This is a genomic window from Desulfosediminicola ganghwensis, from assembly GCF_005116675.2.
GTDB lineage: Bacteria > Desulfobacterota > Desulfobulbia > Desulfobulbales > Desulfocapsaceae > Desulfopila > Desulfopila ganghwensis.
On sequence record NZ_CP050699.1, the window covers coordinates 1,980,440 to 1,998,393 of the forward strand.

Sequence of the window (17,954 nt, forward strand, 5' to 3'; positions counted from 1 at the left end):
ACTATTCCAATTGTTTATGTAATCAACAATCAGTTAAATAGCCAATGTTTTATGTATCAGATTTTCTTGCAGAAAGGGGGGCACCATTTGCGGTCTTCCTCCTTTTCGTTTACCGTGATACAAAGCCACATATTGTAGGGTAGAGGGTGGTTGACTTAATGTGCACGTAGTTCACGCTCTGTGTATGGTTATTGCGGACTGGGCCTGTCCAAAAAGAGGGGCTAACTACTCCTGTGAGCGGTTTTTGAAGTCAATGGGGCCGAATCTGCCCTATTATTATTGTGAGTCAGGAACCTTTTAGGTATTGGACTGAAGTAAGGCTCATTGGCAAGGTTCACTTGGGCGGCCTCGGTTTTTGGAGCTGATAGGGATTAGAAATCCTCTTCCTTCGGCCAGAGGATGGAATGTGCAATTGAATCAGCTTCCGGGGTAGTGTCGGGGGGATTCTCTGGCTGCCAGAGGTATTTTTCAAGATCGACACGGCCATTTTTGAAGATGACTCCCTCTTCTTCCAGCAATAGCCTTTGCAGCTTGCCTTGCCCTTCTGGCAGGGCGATTTTACCTACCCTGTTGATTACCCGATGCCATGGGAGGTCGTGTTTTTCTGAGCTTGAATGGAGAATGCGTGCCACCTGCCTGGCGCCGCTGCGGTTACCTGCATAGCTGGCGATACTCCCGTATGTGGCAACTTTTCCTTCCGGAATCCTGCTGATGAGTTCGATAACGCGCTGGGTGAAGAGATTGGCCATAAGTGAGGTGTGCGGAACCTGGGAGGGAGGAAGGTGATACGGCACGATTGTCGCCATGCCGTATCCGGTTTGTGAAACTACTGACGGATCATCTGCAGAAACTCTTCCTCAGTAAGAATAGTCTTATTCATCTCTTGAGCTTTCTTCAGCTTGGAGCCAGCCTTTTCACCCACCACCACATGGGTGGTTTTCTTGGTGACGCCGGTGGCGATGGTGCCGCCGTTGTCTTTGACCAGTTTCTTCGCCTCACTTCTGGAGATAGTCTGCAGGCTGCCGGTGAAAAGAATCACCATGTCAGCCAGTGGTGCTGTGCCGCCTTCACCTGCAACCGGCTGAATAGCAACAGGGCTGACCCCGGCATCCTTCAGGCGTACCAGCATGGCCTGGACCTTTTCATCGCTGAAATATTCTACGATGGATGAGGCAGCCTGTTCGCCGATTCCATCAACTTCCAGCAACTCGTCATGGCTGGCGGCAGCAAGTTTATCCAGCTCCTGAAAATGGTTTTCCAGGCTGGTGGCGCTCACCTCGCCGATGAAACGGATACCGAGCGCGGCCAGAAATTTGCTGAGCGGCGGGTTGCGGCGGCTGTTAATTGCCGCGATGACCTTATCTGCCGATTTCAGGCCCCAGCCATCGAGGCTGGCAAGTTTATGGCGTCTGGAATGCAGGCCGAAAATATCAGGAACATCTTCAATGATCTTCAACTCGAACAGTTGTTCCACATATTTTTTTCCAAGACCTTCTATGTCCAGCCCGGCCTTGGAGGTGAAATGGATCAGGCTGCGCAGTCGCTGGGCGTCACAGTGCGGATTGTGGCAGCGGGTGACAGCTTCGCCTGCAGGTTTTTCCAGCGGGTGCTGGCATACGGGGCAGTTTTCGGGCATCCGAATCGGCTGGGCATCTTCGGCACGTTCCTCGACCACCGCCTTGACGATCTCGGGGATTACATCACCCGCACGCTGGACAAAGACCTTGTCGCCAATATGCAGGTCCTTGCGCTCCATCTCGTCCTGATTGTGCAAGGTGGCCCGACTTACAGTAACGCCGCCTACGACCACCGGCTCAAGAATTGCCACTGGAGTCACGGCACCGGTTCGGCCAACCTGAAACTCGACGCTTCTCAGGAGAGTTGTAGCCTGAATTGCCGGAAACTTGCAGGCAGTTGCCCAGCGCGGTGCCCGGGCTTTATTGCCCAGCCGTTCCTGCAGGCCAAAATCATCTACCTTGACCACCATGCCATCAATCTCATACGGTAGTTGATGGCGGATCTCAAGCATCTGGTGATAGGCTTCAATGACTGCTTCTATTGTTTCGCACTTTCGGACATGCTCATTGACAGGCAACCCGTAAGTCTTCAATGACTGCAGCATATCATACTGGCCATTCCGGCCGGTATCGGCGGGCAGGGAAACACCGTAGGCATAGAAATCCAGTGGCCGTGAGGCTGTGATTTTCGGATTAAGCTGCCTGAGTGAGCCGGCAGCAGCGTTTCTCGGATTCGCAAATGGTTCCCTGCCCATTCGTATCTGGCTGCTATTCAGTCTCTCAAGACCGGCCAGGGCCATAAACACCTCGCCCCGCACCTCAAGAAGGGGCGGCGGGCTACCCAGGAGTCTCAGCGGGATGGATCGTACTGTTTTCAGTTGGGCTGTTATATCTTCACCGACCTTGCCGTCTCCACGGGTGGAGCCTTGAACAAGCAGGCCGTTTTCATAGACCAGTTCAACTGCCAGGCCATCAAGTTTAGGTTCTGCAACATAGGAAAGAGTGAGTCCCTGACTTAGAAAGCGGCGCAGTCGTGCCTCAAACTCCCGCAGGTCGTCATCGTTGAAAGCGTTTTCCAGGCTCAGCATCGGATAGCGATGTTCGACCTGGGAAAATTTGTCGAGGGCTACACCGCCAACCCGTTGGCTTGGAGAGTCGGGGGTAATCAGCTCCGGGTGCGCTTTTTCAAGAGCAAGTAACTCCTGAAAAAGCGCGTCATACTCGCTGTCGGAGATGGTTGGTGCATCGAGCACGTAATATTTGTGCGCGTGCTCTTGCAACAACCGGTGCAACTCCTCAATACGTTTTTGTGGCTGCATAAATCTTACTCGGGTGGGTCAAGCAGGATGCCTTTTTTGGCAATGTTTTGGGGTTCCAACTCATCAATCATGATCAGGATTGCCTCAGGTGGCTTGTTGGCGGCTTTGGAGATAACACTGGTCACGCCTTCGGCGATCTCGGCTTTCTGCTCTTTAGTAAGAGTGCCGGCAACTCTGATGTTTACGTATGGCATGTTGTATCCTTTTAAATTAAGGGAATAGGGGAAGGCCTGAATAGGCCGGGGATGCCTGGCTAATATACTCTTTTTCAGCAGGCGGACAAAGTGTATTCTCAAAGTGTATATTTCTCACCCGGTATGCAACTGTATCCGATGTGTTAAGATTGGCTGAGGTGATGAATTTGCCTTGTTCTAAAGGGCTATTAAGGTACTATATTGCTGACTATAATAGAGATGTTACTGGTAACTGATGTCTTAAAGATGATTCAATGAAGGGATAAAAAAATTAAAGAAAAGGTCACAGCTATGCATGTTCTTGTCACCGGCGGAGCCGGATATATAGGGAGTCATACCTGCCTGGAGTTGCTGGAGGCAGGGCATACCGTTACAGTGGTTGATAATCTCTCAAATTCCAAGGAAGAGTCGCTTAAGCGGGTAGCCGAACTGACCGGGAAAAGTGTGACGTTCCAACACGTTGATCTCCTGGATAAAGCTGCTTTGCAGCGGGTGTTTGCAGGCAGCGAGACTCCATTTGATACGGTAATTCATTTTGCCGGCCTGAAAGCTGTCGGCGAGTCGGTGGAGAAGCCACTCTGGTATTATCATAATAATCTCACAGGTACCCTCGTACTCTGTGAGGTTATGGCTGAATACGGGGTGAAGAGTATAGTCTTCAGTTCTTCGGCAACGGTTTATGGTGACCCTGCATCTGTGCCGATCTTAGAAGGTTTTCCGCTGTCGTGTACCAATCCCTACGGCCGTACTAAATTAATGATTGAAGAGATTCTGCAGGATCTCAACGTGAGCGATGATGAATGGAATGTGGCATTGCTCAGGTATTTCAATCCGGTGGGAGCGCACAAGAGCGGCAGGATAGGCGAAGACCCGAATGGCATCCCCAATAATCTGATGCCGTATGTGTCCCAGGTGGCGGTTGGCAAGCTGGCGCGGGTGACTGTATTCGGTGATGATTACCCGACTCACGATGGAACCGGGGTACGGGACTATATCCATGTGGTTGACCTGGCTTTGGGTCATGTACGTGCAATCGAAAAACTGATGGAGAAGCCGGGTGTCGTCATATACAACCTCGGAACCGGTCAGGGGTATAGCGTTCTCGATATGATCAAGGCCTTCAGCGAGGCCAGTGGCCGTGAGGTGCCCTATGTTATCTCCGGCAGGAGGGCGGGCGATATTGCAGCATGTTATGCAAATCCAGCTAAGGCAAAAAGGGAGTTGAACTGGGTGGCGGAGAGGGGAGTCAAAGAGATGTGTGAGGACACCTGGCGCTGGCAGACAGCAAACCCGAACGGTTACTGATTATGTAGTACTTGCAGGTTATAGCGAATTGCGCTCAGCCGTAACTCACTAAAAGAAAAGAGGTTGCCCGACTTGATCGGGCAGCCTCTTTTCTTTTGGTGTACCTGTTGTCGGAAATGACCTGTTTCCTGCCTCCCGTAATAATTGGAGAGAGCTCATTTAAAAGAGAACGATGAGCAGGCTGTTCCAATTGAGTCATTGTAACTTTATTTACCTGTATCCAGACATAAATGTCGGTTGATGGTTTTTGTGCAAATTGTAACGTCGCAACGATTCGTGGTGGAAAAGGGTGCACTTTTGCTATTTCATTCAATAGCTCGCTGCTTGATGGAAATTAGAAACCTTGGTTTCATAAATTGCACCTTGTGCAATTATCTCCGTAGTGGTGCGGGTTTCAGGAAACCGGACGAGTTTAAAATTGTATACAGATATTGTCTTTAGGCTGTTGTGGGCTGGGATTTCTGATGTTTCATCGTGTTTGGCTGAGATGAGTGGATTGGAAACGTCTATGACACTAATAGGTGAAAATGACAGTAATGCTATTTGAGCAAGACTATCAATGGATTGTAGAGCTTCAAAAGAGTCTGTGGGTTAAGGGGAAAGTTACTCCTCGGGCGGTATCTGCCACGCTGTGACACAATGAGAAACGAGGTTTCTAAAAAAAGAAAAGCAAATAAGACGTAAATACAGTCACTTAGAATGTTTCTTGTGTAAGTGTTCAAAATAACAGCTTGAAAGTGCGTTAAGCGAGTGGTAGTTTGCCCTGAATTTAGTCAACCAGGCACATTTTGCACAATGGGAACAATAATGCGCTCAACAATGATTTTTGGATGTGGAAATGAAATTATGGGTGATGACGGATTTGGTCCGGCTGTCATTGCAGAACTGCATAACAAACACACCCTGCCTGATGGAGTACAAGCCGTTGATGCTGGTACGCAGGTCAGAGAGTATCTCTTCGATTATGTTTTAAGTGAAGAAGAGCGACCGGAATCAATTATAATCATAGATGCGGTTGATTTCGAAGGAAAAACTCCCGGTGATGTTTTTCGTATCCACCCCATCGATATTCCTCCCAAAAAAATCCACGATTTTTCACTTCACCAATTTCCCACAGTAAATCTTCTGCACGAACTCGAACAGCACACTGGTATCCGCGTAGTCATCATAGCGGGCCAGGTTCAATATATACCGGAGGAAATTGCTCCGGGTTTGACCCCAGCGATGTCTGCTGCCGTTCCTGTGGCATGTGAACATATAATTCACATTCTTTCTGAACAAAAGTAATTGAGGTGACCGTTTATGATGTACGAATTTAAAGTCAGTGAGCTGGCCGAGGAATTTGGAGTACATCGGAACACCATAAGAAACTGGATTAACGCCGGAACTCTCTCTGCAAAAGAGGGACCAGGACGCAAGTATCTTATGAGGTTTCAGGACTACCAGGCCCTCTGCGAGAAGTTTGGTCGCGAGCCCCTTGTCCGCCCTACCAGCCATGTTGATTTAAAAGCAGTTAAACCGATTGAAAAGATTGAAAGCGAACAGATCCTGCTCAATGATACCTCAAGCGACTTGGTGCTTGATCCATCATGGGCCGATTCGTGTCTCACCTGTGGATCCTGCTCGTCCGCTTGTCCGATTGCCGGTGTCGACGGACTCGACCCGCGTAAGATCGTCCGTATGGCCAATTTTGGTATGGATAAGGAGCTGGTTGATTCCAGCTGGCCGTGGAAATGCACTATGTGTGGCAAGTGTGAAGAGGCCTGTCCTGCCAACATTCAGATCGTAGCACTGATGCGGAAAATTCGTGGGACCAGGGATAGAAACCAGGTTCCCGGACCTATCCACAAAGGTGTGCAGATGTGCCTCGAGCGCGGAAACAACCTCGGTATCCCCAAAGACGATTTCGTCTTCCTGTTGGAAGATCTTGGCGAAGAACTCGCTGAAGACGAATGTCCTGGGTTCGTGACCCCTGTGGATGTACACGGTGCACGGGTATTGGTAACGGTGAACTCAAAAGAGCCGTTTGCCGAGCCGGATGACATGAAGTGGTGGTGGAAGATTTTCTACGCCGCCGGTGAGTCCTGGACCATCGCCTCTGAACACTGGGAAGGCGTTAACTGGGGCCTGTTCTCCGGTGATGACGAATCGATGAAAATCGTTGTCGGCCGCATCGTCGACAACATGCGTAGGCTGAACTGTAAGGTTCTGCTACTACCCGAATGAGGCCACGCATATTTTGCAACCCGGTCCGGGTTGACCAAATGGTTTCCAGAGGCTCTCAAAGAATTCAAGATTGTCACAGTATTCGATCTCCTGCTCGAGTACATCCGTGAAGGACGTATCGAGCTTGACAAGTCTGTGCACAACGTTCCCCTCGCGTACCATGACCCTTGTAACTACGGGCGTAAATCCCTCAAGGCTTTTGGCCAGGGATACTTTGAGGAAGGACGTGAAGTAGCAAGTGCCTGTGCGGATGACGTACGCGAACTGAATCCAAATAGAAACGGTGCATATTGCTGTGGTGCCGGTGGCGGTGCCTGGGCAATGCCTTACGCCGAAGAGCGTGTATTTTATGGACGTATCAAGGCCCGTCAGATCACAGAGTCAGGTGCTGAGCTTATTGTCGCGCCATGCCATAACTGTCGCGACCAGATCATGAAATCGCTCACTAAGGAATATGATCTGGATATTGAGGTGAAATACCTCTGGGAGCTGGTGGCGGATTCGCTCATCATCCCGAAAAAACAGTAGTGCTCACAAGGCGCAACTGAAATGAGGCAAGAATTTGATGCACAGTTCGGAAGTTCCCGGGCTGTGCAGGCAACATATATTAAGAGGAGACACCTATCATGCTGGACAATAAGATTGGGTCGGTGATGATCGTGGGTGGCGGTGTCACGGGTATGCAGGCTGCCCTGGACCTTGCCGACTCCGGATACTATGTCTACCTGATTGAAAAATCAGGGGCCATCGGCGGTGCCATGGCCCAGTTGGACAAGACCTTCCCTACCAACGATTGCTCGATGTGAATCATCGCGCCAAAATTGGTGGAGTGCGGTCGGCACTTGAATATTAAACTGATGACTTTAAGTGAAATTACCGCCATCAATGGTGAAGCTGGTAATTTTACTGTTACTGTAAAAGAAGAGCCACGTTATGTGGACATGGACAAATGTATCGCCTGTGGAGCATGTACCGATAAATGCCCCAAGAAGGTGGACAGCGAGTATGATGCTGCCACCGGCAAGCGCAAGGCGATCTATGTTAAATATGCTCAGGCAGTACCGCTGAAGTATCAGATCGATCCGCACAATTGTATCAGACTCAAAAAGCCTGGTGCCTGTGGGTTCTGTGAGAAGGTCTGTGATGCCGGTGCGATTAACTTTGATGATACTGAGAAAATTCATGAGGTGAACGTCGGTGCGGTAATCATGGCTCCTGGTTTTGAGGCCTATGATCCGAAAGATGCAGGCGTCTGGGGTTACGGTGATTATCCCAATGTTATTACCTCGCTGCAGCTTGAGCGTTACCTTTCGGCTTCAGGCCCGACCGAGGGTCACCTGATCCGTCCTTCCGACAACAAGCCGGTCAACAAAGTTGCGTTCCTGCAGTGTGTCGGCTCCCGTGACGAGAACCTGTGCGGGAACGGTTACTGCTCTTCCGTATGTTGTATGTACGCCCTGAAAGAGGCGGTGATTGCCAAGGATCACGTTCCCGGCATTTCCACTTCCATTTTCTATATGGATATGCGTACCCACGGTAAAGAATTTGACAGGTACATGGATCGCGCCAAGAACGAGTCCGGCGTCCGCATGGTTCGCTGTAAAGTGAACGGTGTTGAGCCTGCAGGTGATTCCGGTGACCTGAGACTATCTTACGTGAATGAGCAGGGCCGTCAGATCGAGGAATACTATGATCTGGTAGTGCTCTCCGTAGGCCTTCAGACCTCCAAGCAGATGCTGGGCCTTGCAGACGTTGCAGGCATCCAGCTGACCGCCGATAAGTTTGCCGCCACCTCGGATTTTGCGCCTGTTACCACTTCCCGCGAGGGTATTTTTACCTGTGGTGCTTTCGCAGGGCCCAAAGATATTCCCCAGTCGGTTGTTGAAGGCTCTGCAGCGGCAGCAGCCGTTTCCCAGGTCCTGGCCCCAGCCCGCCATGAACTCTCCACAGAGGCAACCTTTCCTGAAGAGCGTGATGTCAGCAAGGAAGACCCACGTCTTGGTGTATTTATCTGCCATTGCGGTTCGAACATTGCCGGCACAGTCGATGTGGCCGCTGTAGAAGAATATGCGGCGACCCTGCCGAATGTTGTTTACGTGGAAAGAAACCTGTTCTCCTGTTCCCAGGATACTCAGGACATGATCGTCAAGAGGATCAAGGAGCAGAATCTGAACAGGATCGTCATTGCGGCCTGTACCCCGCGTACCCACGAGCCGTTGTTCCGCGAGACCTTAAAGGCAGCTGGCCTCAACGAATACCTGGTGGAGATGGCCAATATCAGGAATCACAACTCCTGGGTACACTCCGATACTCCGAAGCTAGCCACCGACAAAGCCAAGGATCTGGTTCGCATGGCGGCGGCAAAAGTCACCTACGGCACTTCATTGAAGCCGTTCAATGTACCAATTACCCAGAAAGGCCTTGTCGTCGGTGGCGGTGTCTCCGGCCTGACCTCCGCCTTGAACCTTGCCGAGCAGGGCTTTGAGGTACATCTGGTTGAGCGTACTGACACTCTCGGTGGTAATGCCCTGCATCTGCAGGACACCTGGAGTGGAGAGCATATCCCGACCAAAGTCGCCAAGCTGGTCGATGCGGTTACCTGGAATGAGAAGATCATCATTCACAAGGGATTTGAGGTGAAAACGGTTGATGGCTTTGTGGGTAACTTCAAGACCACCATCAAGACCAAAGATGGTCTTGCCAAGACCATCGAACATGGTGTCGGCATTATCGCAACCGGTGGCTCAATTTACTCACCCATTGAGTACGGCTATCGCAAGATCAAGAAAGTTGTTACCTCCATCGAATTCGATAAGCTGCACGAGCTGAAAGAGACTCACGTACGAAACGCCAGTACATTTGTCTTCGTTCAGTGTGTCGGTTCCCGCGAAGGTGACGTCAACTACTGCTCAAAAGTCTGCTGTACTCACTCTGTACAGAGCGCGATCGAGCTCAAGAAAGAAGATCCGAAACGTAATGTTTACATCCTGTATCGTGATATGCGTACCTACGGACAGCGTGAAGCGTTGTACCGGCAGGCTCGTAAGATGGGTGTTATCTTCATCAACTACGAGCTGCACGGTAAGCCGGAGGTTGAGGCGCGCGGTGAGAAGATCGACGTCAGTGTCTGGGATCACGTACTCCATCGTCCGCTGAAGATCGAGGCTGACATGGTTATCCTCGCATCTGCCATCCGACCGAAGGAAGATGCCAAGAAACTGGCCCAGATCTTCAAGGTACCAGTGGATGGCGATGGTTTCTTCCTTGAGGCCCATGCGAAGCTGCGACCGGTAGATTTCTCTACCGATGGTATGTTCGTTGCCGGTCTGGCCCATTATCCGAAGCCGATGGAAGAGTCAGTAGCCCAGGCCCTGGCAGCGTCTTCACGTGCTGCGACCCTGCTCTCCAAGCTCGACATCTCCATGGATGCGGTCAAAGCCAATGTTGATGCCGAAAACTGCGACGGCTGTGCCCTCTGTATCGACGTCTGCCCATACCACGCTATCAGCCTGGAAGACGTTGCAGGCACCGAGAAGAAAATCATTTCGGTGAACAAGGCCAAGTGTAAAGGTTGTGGCCTTTGCCAGGGAACATGTCCGAAACGTGGTGTCTTTGTAGGCGGCTTTACCACGAAACAGATTAGCAGTCAGATTCAGGCGGCCCTTGCAGTATAGGGGGCCCCTGGTCGATGCTGAACGTAAACAGTGAATGTAACAAGGAGTAAAGCAAATGAGTTTTGAGCCTAAGATCATTGCATTCTGCTGCAACTGGTGCTCCTATGCCGCTGCTGATCTTGCGGGTATTTCCAGGATGCAGTATCCGCCAAACGTGCGGATTATAAGGGTAATGTGCTCGGGTATGGTTAATCCCGAGCAGGTTCTGGACGCGCTGAATCAAGGTGCGGACGGAGTTATGGTACTCGGCTGACACCTCGGTGAATGTCATTACCTGGATGGTAATTATAAAGCGATGAGTCGATCCGATATGATCAACACCCTGCTTGAGGACTTCGGATTCGAAAGTGAAAGATTTCAGATTGCCTGGGTTTCCTCGGCGGAGCCGGACAAGTTTGTAGCAGCTGTGACTGATATGACCAAACGTGTCAAGCAGTTGGGCCCGATTAACAGTCAAAGTGCCGAGGCGGCATAAGGAGGTTGAGATGGGAGTTACTACTGCTTTAGAGTGGCTGGGGTCCTGTTCCGGCTGTGAGATCGCGATCCTCAATATCGGTGAGGATCTGATCCCCATTATTACCGAGGCGCTGGATATTGTTCATGCCCCGGTCCTGATGGATCATAAATATTTTGGCCAGACGGGTGAGGGCACAGTGCTCACGATCCCCAAGGCCACGGTTGGTATCGTTACCGGTGGTGTAGCAAACCACGAGCATCTCGAGGTGCTCGAAGAGATGCGCGCCAAGTGTGATGTACTGATCGCCCTCGGTTCCTGTGCTACCCACGGAGGTATCCCGGCGCTGATGAACGGCCAGGACCTGAAGGAGAGCTGGGAAGATATTTTCAAAACACCCACCACCGATCCAGGTGCGGAGATCCCCACCATCGAAGTACCCGCACCGTTGGATCGGGTTTACGCCTGTGATGAAAAGGTCAAGATCGACCTGCAGTTACCGGGTTGCCCACCTAACCCGGCCCATATCGCGGAAGTGATCTTTTCTCTTCTTGAGAATCGTGATCCTGTACTGCCCACCAAGTCTGTCTGCGATAGTTGCCCTGCCAAGCGTGAGGGCAAAGGTGAAGTGAAAGAGATCAAGCGCTTCACCAAAAATGCCAAGTTCAACCCTGAGGAACCTATCAGCGAGATGCGTTGTCTGCTCGAGCAGGGCTTCCTCTGTCTTGGACCGGTAACCGCAGCCGGCTGCGCCAAGCGTGGTGCGCCCAGCTGTATTTCCGCGCGCGTTCCCTGCCGCGGTTGTTTCGGCCCCGTACGTAAAGACGGCAATCAGCTGCTTGATATGATGAATGCCCTCGCCAGTAACGGGATTGATTTTAAATCAGTGGAAGACAGACGCTCCATTCTGCGCTTCTCCGGCGCCCATGGATTGCTTAAGCCACTGAAAAAACGTGTAGCAGTAGAGGAGGAGGCGTAGTATGGGAACTGTACTTAACATAGCTCCAGTCTCCCGCATTGAAGGACACGCGAAAATCGCCATCCATCTCGACGATGGTGGCAATGTGGAGGATGCTTTCCTCCACATCCAGTCCCTACGCGGGTTTGAAAAATTTATTGAGGGGCGGCCTGCTGAAGAGGTCCCTCGCATCGTTAACAGGATCTGTGGTATCTGTCCCTGGATGCATCATCTGGCTTCCAATAAAGCGGTTGATGGTGCCTTTGGCGTTACCCCGACCCCGACAGGTCACAAGCTGCGTGAAATGTGCCAGGTAATGGCACATATCAACGACAAGATCCTGCACTTCTTCTTCCTGGCCTCTCCTGACTTCGTGCTTGGCCCGGATGCGGACTATTCGGTTCGAAACGTTATTGGTGTGGCCAAGGCGGCGCCAGAGCTGGCTACCCAGGTTGTTAAAATGCGTCAGCTCGGCCAGATGATGCTGGAGCGTTTTGCCGGCAAGGCTATTCACCCGATCGCCGGTGTGACTGGAGGTTTTGCCAAGCCTCTTCTTGAGAGTGAGCGTCAGGAGTTGTTGAAAGACACACGCACTCTCCTCGACTTCTCCCTCTATTCCCTCGATTTCGCCATCAATAACGTTTTTTCAAAGTATATGGACGTTATCAGCGAGCTTGGGAACATTACCACAGGCTTTCTGGGTACCGTCGACCGTGAAGATGGTTCTCTTCGCATCTATGACGGCAAACAGCGTTTGATGAAGCCTGACGGAAGCTATATTGATTTCGAAGGCGAAGAGTATGCGGATCATCTCGGTGAGCATGTTGAGCCGTGGGCATATTCCAAGATGCCGTATGCCAAGTCCTGGAACGAGGGTTTTGATCTGAATCTGGCGGCGCCTAAAGGTATCTACCGTGCAAATACCCTGGCCAGAATCAACGTTTGTGACAAGATCTCCACCCCGCAGGCCAACGCGGCGCTACAGCAGTTCCGTGAACAGTTCGGCAGACCTGCCCAACAGACTCTGCTCTATCATTATGCCCGTCTGATCGAGATGGTTTACGCCTGTGAGCGCACCATCGAGATTCTCGAGTGGGAAGGCATCACAGATACGAACATCCGTGCCAAGGTAGAGCCGAAAGCGGGACGCGGTGTGGGTATTGTTGAAGCTCCACGCGGTACCCTGATCCATGATTATGTAACCGATAAAAACGGTTGTATTGAGAAAGCGAACCTGATTGTGGGCACCACTCACAATATCGCGCCAATGAATATGAGCGTGAAGCAGGCTGCAACTTCCCTGATCAAGGATGGAAACTACAATGAAGGGTTGCTCAACCAGGTAGAGATGGCCGTCCGGGCCTACGACCCCTGAATGTCTTGTGCCACCCACCGCCTGGATGGCGGTGTACCTGTATCAGTATCCATCATCGACTCCGAAGGTAAGGAAGTTGATTCGTTAACCAACTGATGTTCGAGCTGACCGGGCTTCCTCATGGCAAGAATATCGAGGAAACCCGGTTTTCTGTTTTTAGGCAAATCGCCTGTTTTTTCATGATGGAACAGGTGAAATAATGACCCGTTATCTTGTGCTTGCATATGTTCGTTACACCATTCGCTTAAATGTCAGCTTTTTTTGATGATGATTTGTCGGATCGTGGTATACTAATGGGCCGAATGCAAGCAGTTGAGGTAGCAGTGTCGCTTGAAAAAGGAGACCGTAATGCCACAACGAAGTGAGAGGGGAAAGCGTGTTCAGGTTCGGGCTGAGAATCCTTCAGGAGTCTGCGGCTATGTTGACCATATGACAATCGATGAACTGAAGGCACGTGCTGTTGGAGATGAATTCGATGCAACCTGCCCTGCTTGCGGCATGTTTCATCTCACCAGGGAGGAGATCGCTCTCCTCGAAAAAGAAAAAATCACCAGGTCAAAGAATTATGAAGACCTGAGAAAAGAAGCGGAAGAGGAAACTATCTGATTCCGTCACTTGGTTCCAGACATTGTACGGATAAGTGCTGTTGGAACATAGTAGTTATCTCCTGATATTTCATCAATTCATGGGGTATCAATGGGAGTTATAATACGGGGCCACTTTCGGCCCCGTAGTTTGTCTGGTCTGTTTATTGTTTTGAGATAGATCCTTGAAAGAGAAGGTGATGATTTGAGAGATCCGGGACAGTTGCTCGAAAGGCTGCACGAACTTGTCGATAGACCGATGCGAATCATGGTTGTGTGCGGTTCTCATAATCAGGCGATTATGCGGTATCGACTGCGTGAAAAACTTCCGAAGAAACTGCTATTGGTGTCAGGCCCCGGGTGCTCGGTATGTGTAATGCCGGCAGGCCATATAGATGCTTTTGTAAAAGTTGCACTTAAACGCGATGTAATTACAGCTGCTTGCGAAGATTTATTGCAGGTCCCGGGTAGTCGTGAATCTTTGGCTTCCATCCGGGAGAAGGGTGCCAGGGTAGAAGTCATAACTTCGCCCAGGGAGTGTCTTGAACTCGCCCGCTCAGAGCCTGATAAGACGATTGTTTACCCTGCGGTAGGTTTTGAGGCCACTGCACCATCCGTTGCAGAGACTATTTTAGAGGCAGCCAGCGAGGGGATAGACAATTTCTGCGTTATCCCATCCATCCGTCTGCTTCCACCAACCATAGATACGCTCCTCCGCGACCCTGATCTGGATCTCGATGGTTTGCTCTGCTCTGATCACGTCACCACCATATCCGATACTGAAGCGTATGCAGCGCTCGCCAAAAAGCATGATCTCTCCTGTTGTATCGCAGGATTTGATGAGAGTGACATTATTCGCGGTCTGATCGCCATGGTGACCCAGATTCAACACGGGGTTTCATTGTTTGACAACAGTTCTGCAGTAATCTATTCATCTGAAGAAAATCAGAATGCGCGTCGAATGGTGTCGGAGGTCTTCTTTGCCGTGGATACAGCCTGGCGAGGCCTTGGTACCATCGCTGAAAGTGGATTCATCATTCGTGATGAATTGGCGCTTTATGACGCTACCAGGCGCTTTAATGTACGCTTTTCAGAAGGGCAGGAACGTTGTGCCTGCCACTGTGATATGATCATCTCCGGCCGCGGATTGCCGCCAGACTGCCCATCTTTTGGTATGGCTTGTACTCCGCAGAACCCGATCGGACCATGTATGATCTCCAGTGAGGGGATTTGCGCATCCTATTTTAAATACAATCTGTAACCTGCATTTCCTGCTATTTAAAAGCCTGGATATGATTGCCCTGCCAGGCAGGATATGTCAGCAGGCATTTTAAACGCGGTGATCCAGAGACAATGAAAAACCGGCAGCGGAACTTTCCGTCTGCCGGTTTTTTTTTGAACTCCCATCCGATCAACTCCTGACGTCATCTTCCTCCGGTTCGAGTTGGCTGACGAAGTCGGTCCAGTCCCAGGGGCTGGTCTCTATCTGGGTTCCTATTATCTTGAATTCTCCATTGGTTGATTCCCATTTCTGTGTAACCAGTAGTTTGAAATGGGCGCCTTTGCCTTCAACTATTACCGAGAGGATGTGTGCGTCTCTGTCGAGATGCCTGGATATATGGTTGAGAGATATACCCAGTTGGGAGATATCGGATACTGTGCCGGAAAAAAAACCTTTCCCGTCTGAAATGTCCGCACTCAAGCCTTGAACGGAGATTCGCTGATATCTACGTTTGTCCATAAGTCCACCTGCCAATCAGTTGAGGAAGCCAGGATTCCGACGCGATGGTGTGAAATTCGAGAGCCGGATGCTGGCGGGTACATCTAATCTCCTTCTCTACCACTCTGCGGACTTCCTGATGCCGCATAGTTCCTCCCTCCATTTTAGGCTTTATGGGTTCTGAATGCCAAATGGAAAAATGATCAAAATTGGCTAGCGAGCCTGAAAATTCAGATAAAAATGCATGCCAGTTCGGTGTTGGTTGACCTAAGCGGTTTGTTTAATCCTGGTGGAATATCTGTACTCATCGATTTGGTTACGAATCAGGTACTTTAGGGGTATTAGTGACTTCCCCTTCTATACGGCTTATGGATGAACCGTTAACCGACTTTCTGCATCAATGGGGCATCGTTGGAAACGAAGGGAGTTGATAGGGGCCTGGATGAAAGATATTTGCAGATAACGAAAAAGTAGAGGGGTGCGGTTGCCTCTGAGTTCTATAGAAAAGGCTGATCTTTGATCATGTTAAGATAGGAAAAGACGATTTGACAAATATGTATAAACCTTTGGGATATTGCCATTGAGATCAGGATTAAATGTATGAAAAATTTAGAAAAGTACTTTGTGAAGTATTTCCTGGTGAGTGGGGGAATAGAGCAAAAAAATTATGTCAAAGTATCAGCGAATCAACCGCTGGGTATATAGACTGTCGCGTTGGTTGCTGGCCGGAGTAATGATTTTGGCCGGAGTACCCAAGCTGGCCAATCCTGTTGCGTTTGCAGAGATCATTGGGGCTTATGGCCTGCTTCCGGATTTTCTGCTGCTACCGACAGCTATTATACTTCCTGTTATGGAGTTGGTAGCGGCGTTTCTCCTGGTCAAGGGGGAAAATGCTGGTCTTTGGATAACAGCCCTGCTCATGATTGTGTTTATAGCTGTCCTTACATACGGTATCTGGCTCGGATTGGATATAGATTGCGGTTGTTTTGGCCCGGAAGACGCTGAGCATAAGGCCTTTTCAGGTCTTAGAGTGGCACTGCTCCGCGATCTGCTCCTTTGTGTTCCGATGACCTACTGCTTCTGGCATTCATATCGATTACTTCCTAATTTATTTGGAGAAAGACCATGAAAAAGATTTTATGTGCACTGTTGGTAGTTGTTCCGCTGTGTTTTTGCAGTAACGCATTTGCTTTTGGTACGTCAAAGTTTGCAAAAGAGGTTACCACAGAGGCCTCAGCAGTAAAACTCTCGAGAGAGGTTCAGCGTGGAGGCTACGACGTAATTACCACTGAAGAGCTGCAAAAGGCCATTGAAGCTGATGAAGATTTGCTGATTATAGATACCATGCCGTATGAGGCCAGCTATAAAAAGAATCATATTCCTGGAGCAAAGCAGTTTCTCTTCCCGATTCCGGACATGAACGAATGGGATACTAAAGAAACAGATGGGAAATCGATTGCTGACTATGAAGCACTCCTTGGCCCTGACAAAAATAAGAAGATTGTCGTTTATTGCGGCTTCGTCAAATGCACCAGAAGTCATAATGGCGCAATGTGGGCGGCCAAACTTGGTTATACCAACGTACTTCGTCACCCGGGCGGGATTTTTGCCTGGAAAGGTGCGAAGTATGATGTAGCCAAGGTGCAGTAGGGCTAGGCCTGATTCAGGTTCACTGCGATAAAAGTTGATAAAGCCACATCCCTTGCGGGATGTGGCTTTTTTGTTTGCAGTGAGTCAATATGGGCAACGTGAGATGCTAATTAAAGAATGCTTCCAAAATGGGACAGTTAGAGGAGCCGAAAATACAAGGGAAACTGGAGGATGTCTGGATAGCTGTACATATTAGGACTAGTCCTATATCAAGAGATATAGCGTATTATAAGAAAGCGTTAACTGCCAATTTGCAGGGTTTTCTCACATTCAAAATTGATGAAAATATCAGAATTGCATGATATGGGACTAGTTCTATATCACGGATAGTTACGCATTATAGGACGTTTATGACGTGGCAGGTTTGTTATTGTAACTTTTTGTGTTGTGGCATATGATGAGATTTGCATAGCCATTCCGATTACATAGCGGTTATCGAAGCAGCGAAGTTGCTTGGGGAGGTTATGAGGAAGTCGCAATCTTTGACGATGAAATGAGTCGAACAGAGTGGGGTTCTGCCCCAAAAAGGGACTAGTCCCATATTACACGTTATATTAAAGAAATGACGAAACGTTTCAGCCTAATCTCACTGATATTAATGGTAATTATATGTGGGATATTGAGTAGAATTCTCGTCAATGGCTATTTGTCGTACAACTTTTACAGAGAGAATTACAAAAGTATCGGAGAGTATTTAAAATCAACACTGACTATTGAACATTATTTACTTTGGTGGGATTATATATTTAGCACAAAAGAGAATATATTTATTGTGTCCTTGGTTTTGCTTCCAATTCTCATGCTGTTTGTCTGTTATTTATGTTTAAGCTATCCTGATTTTATTTTATGGTTTAAAAATAATAGACAAATCAACTACGAATCAGATCCATCTGTAAGAAACAAGCGTTCTTTAAAGCATTCCAAAAACGTTAAAAAGCGAAAAAAAAGAAAAAGTAAAAAGAAGAAATATAAAATATA

The 17,954-nt window shown here is 49.4% G+C and carries 15 protein-coding genes; 11 read left to right on the plus strand and 4 right to left on the minus strand.

Annotated elements, in window-relative coordinates:
* Positions 1 to 371: 371 nt before the first annotated feature.
* The 3 genes from FCL45_RS08350 to FCL45_RS08360 form a co-directional block, all read right to left on the minus strand.
* Positions 372 to 749, minus strand: a complete 378-nt coding sequence (locus FCL45_RS08350) for an MGMT family protein (RefSeq protein ID WP_136799908.1) — start codon at positions 747 to 749, stop codon at positions 372 to 374.
* 77 nt (positions 750 to 826) lie between these two features.
* Positions 827 to 2,836, minus strand: coding sequence for an NAD-dependent DNA ligase LigA (ligA, locus tag FCL45_RS08355; protein ID WP_136799902.1), 2,010 nt, complete (start codon positions 2,834 to 2,836; stop codon positions 827 to 829).
* 5 nt (positions 2,837 to 2,841) lie between these two features.
* On the minus strand, positions 2,842 to 3,030 hold the full coding sequence (locus tag FCL45_RS08360) for a tautomerase family protein (RefSeq protein ID WP_136799901.1): 189 nt from the start codon (positions 3,028 to 3,030) through the stop codon (positions 2,842 to 2,844).
* A 291-nt stretch (positions 3,031 to 3,321) separates the two neighbouring features.
* Between FCL45_RS08360 and galE the strand changes: the two genes are divergently transcribed.
* The 9 genes from galE to hypD all read left to right on the plus strand — a co-directional run bounded on the left by galE (position 3,322) and on the right by hypD (position 14,867).
* Positions 3,322 to 4,335, plus strand: coding sequence for a UDP-glucose 4-epimerase GalE (galE, locus tag FCL45_RS08365; protein WP_136799900.1), 1,014 nt, complete (start codon positions 3,322 to 3,324; stop codon positions 4,333 to 4,335).
* A gap of 819 nt (positions 4,336 to 5,154) precedes the next feature.
* Positions 5,155 to 5,622: a hydrogenase maturation protease gene (locus FCL45_RS08370; RefSeq protein ID WP_228721496.1), complete on the plus strand. Its 468-nt coding sequence runs from the start codon at positions 5,155 to 5,157 to the stop codon at positions 5,620 to 5,622.
* An 18-nt stretch (positions 5,623 to 5,640) separates the two neighbouring features.
* Positions 5,641 to 7,089 carry a 4Fe-4S dicluster domain-containing protein gene (locus FCL45_RS24825; RefSeq protein ID WP_275942958.1) on the plus strand — a complete coding sequence of 483 codons (1,449 nt, stop codon included), beginning with the start codon at positions 5,641 to 5,643 and terminating at the stop codon, positions 7,087 to 7,089.
* Between the two features lie 98 nt (positions 7,090 to 7,187).
* Positions 7,188 to 10,235, plus strand: coding sequence for an FAD-dependent oxidoreductase (locus FCL45_RS08380; RefSeq protein ID WP_153305575.1), 3,048 nt, complete (start codon positions 7,188 to 7,190; stop codon positions 10,233 to 10,235).
* A 55-nt stretch (positions 10,236 to 10,290) separates the two neighbouring features.
* Positions 10,291 to 10,710 (plus strand): hydrogenase iron-sulfur subunit, encoded by a 420-nt coding sequence (locus FCL45_RS08385; RefSeq protein ID WP_153305574.1) that lies wholly within the window; start codon positions 10,291 to 10,293, stop codon positions 10,708 to 10,710.
* A gap of 10 nt (positions 10,711 to 10,720) precedes the next feature.
* A complete protein-coding gene (locus FCL45_RS08390) occupies positions 10,721 to 11,668 on the plus strand; it encodes an NADH-quinone oxidoreductase subunit B family protein (protein ID WP_136799897.1) in 948 nt (315 codons plus the stop codon).
* A 1-nt stretch (position 11,669) separates the two neighbouring features.
* Complete coding sequence (locus FCL45_RS08395) at positions 11,670 to 13,022, plus strand: Ni/Fe hydrogenase subunit alpha (protein ID WP_136799896.1); 1,353 nt, start codon at positions 11,670 to 11,672, stop codon at positions 13,020 to 13,022.
* A 348-nt stretch (positions 13,023 to 13,370) separates the two neighbouring features.
* Positions 13,371 to 13,628 (plus strand): hypothetical protein, encoded by a 258-nt coding sequence (locus FCL45_RS08400; protein WP_136799894.1) that lies wholly within the window; start codon positions 13,371 to 13,373, stop codon positions 13,626 to 13,628.
* 183 nt (positions 13,629 to 13,811) lie between these two features.
* On the plus strand, positions 13,812 to 14,867 hold the full coding sequence (hypD, locus tag FCL45_RS08405; RefSeq protein WP_136799893.1) for a hydrogenase formation protein HypD: 1,056 nt from the start codon (positions 13,812 to 13,814) through the stop codon (positions 14,865 to 14,867).
* Between the two features lie 150 nt (positions 14,868 to 15,017).
* On the opposite strand, the gene FCL45_RS08410 is transcribed toward hypD, so the two are convergent.
* Positions 15,018 to 15,347: a helix-turn-helix domain-containing protein gene (locus FCL45_RS08410; protein ID WP_136799892.1), complete on the minus strand. Its 330-nt coding sequence runs from the start codon at positions 15,345 to 15,347 to the stop codon at positions 15,018 to 15,020.
* Between the two features lie 646 nt (positions 15,348 to 15,993).
* On the opposite strand from FCL45_RS08410, the gene FCL45_RS08415 reads away from it, so the two are divergent.
* Both FCL45_RS08415 and FCL45_RS08420 read left to right on the plus strand, forming a co-directional pair.
* Positions 15,994 to 16,455 (plus strand): MauE/DoxX family redox-associated membrane protein, encoded by a 462-nt coding sequence (locus tag FCL45_RS08415; RefSeq protein WP_136799891.1) that lies wholly within the window; start codon positions 15,994 to 15,996, stop codon positions 16,453 to 16,455.
* Positions 16,452 to 16,976, plus strand: coding sequence for a rhodanese-like domain-containing protein (locus FCL45_RS08420; RefSeq protein WP_136799890.1), 525 nt, complete (start codon positions 16,452 to 16,454; stop codon positions 16,974 to 16,976). Before FCL45_RS08415 ends, FCL45_RS08420 begins: the two co-directional genes overlap by 4 nt.
* Positions 16,977 to 17,954: the final 978 nt, after the last annotated feature.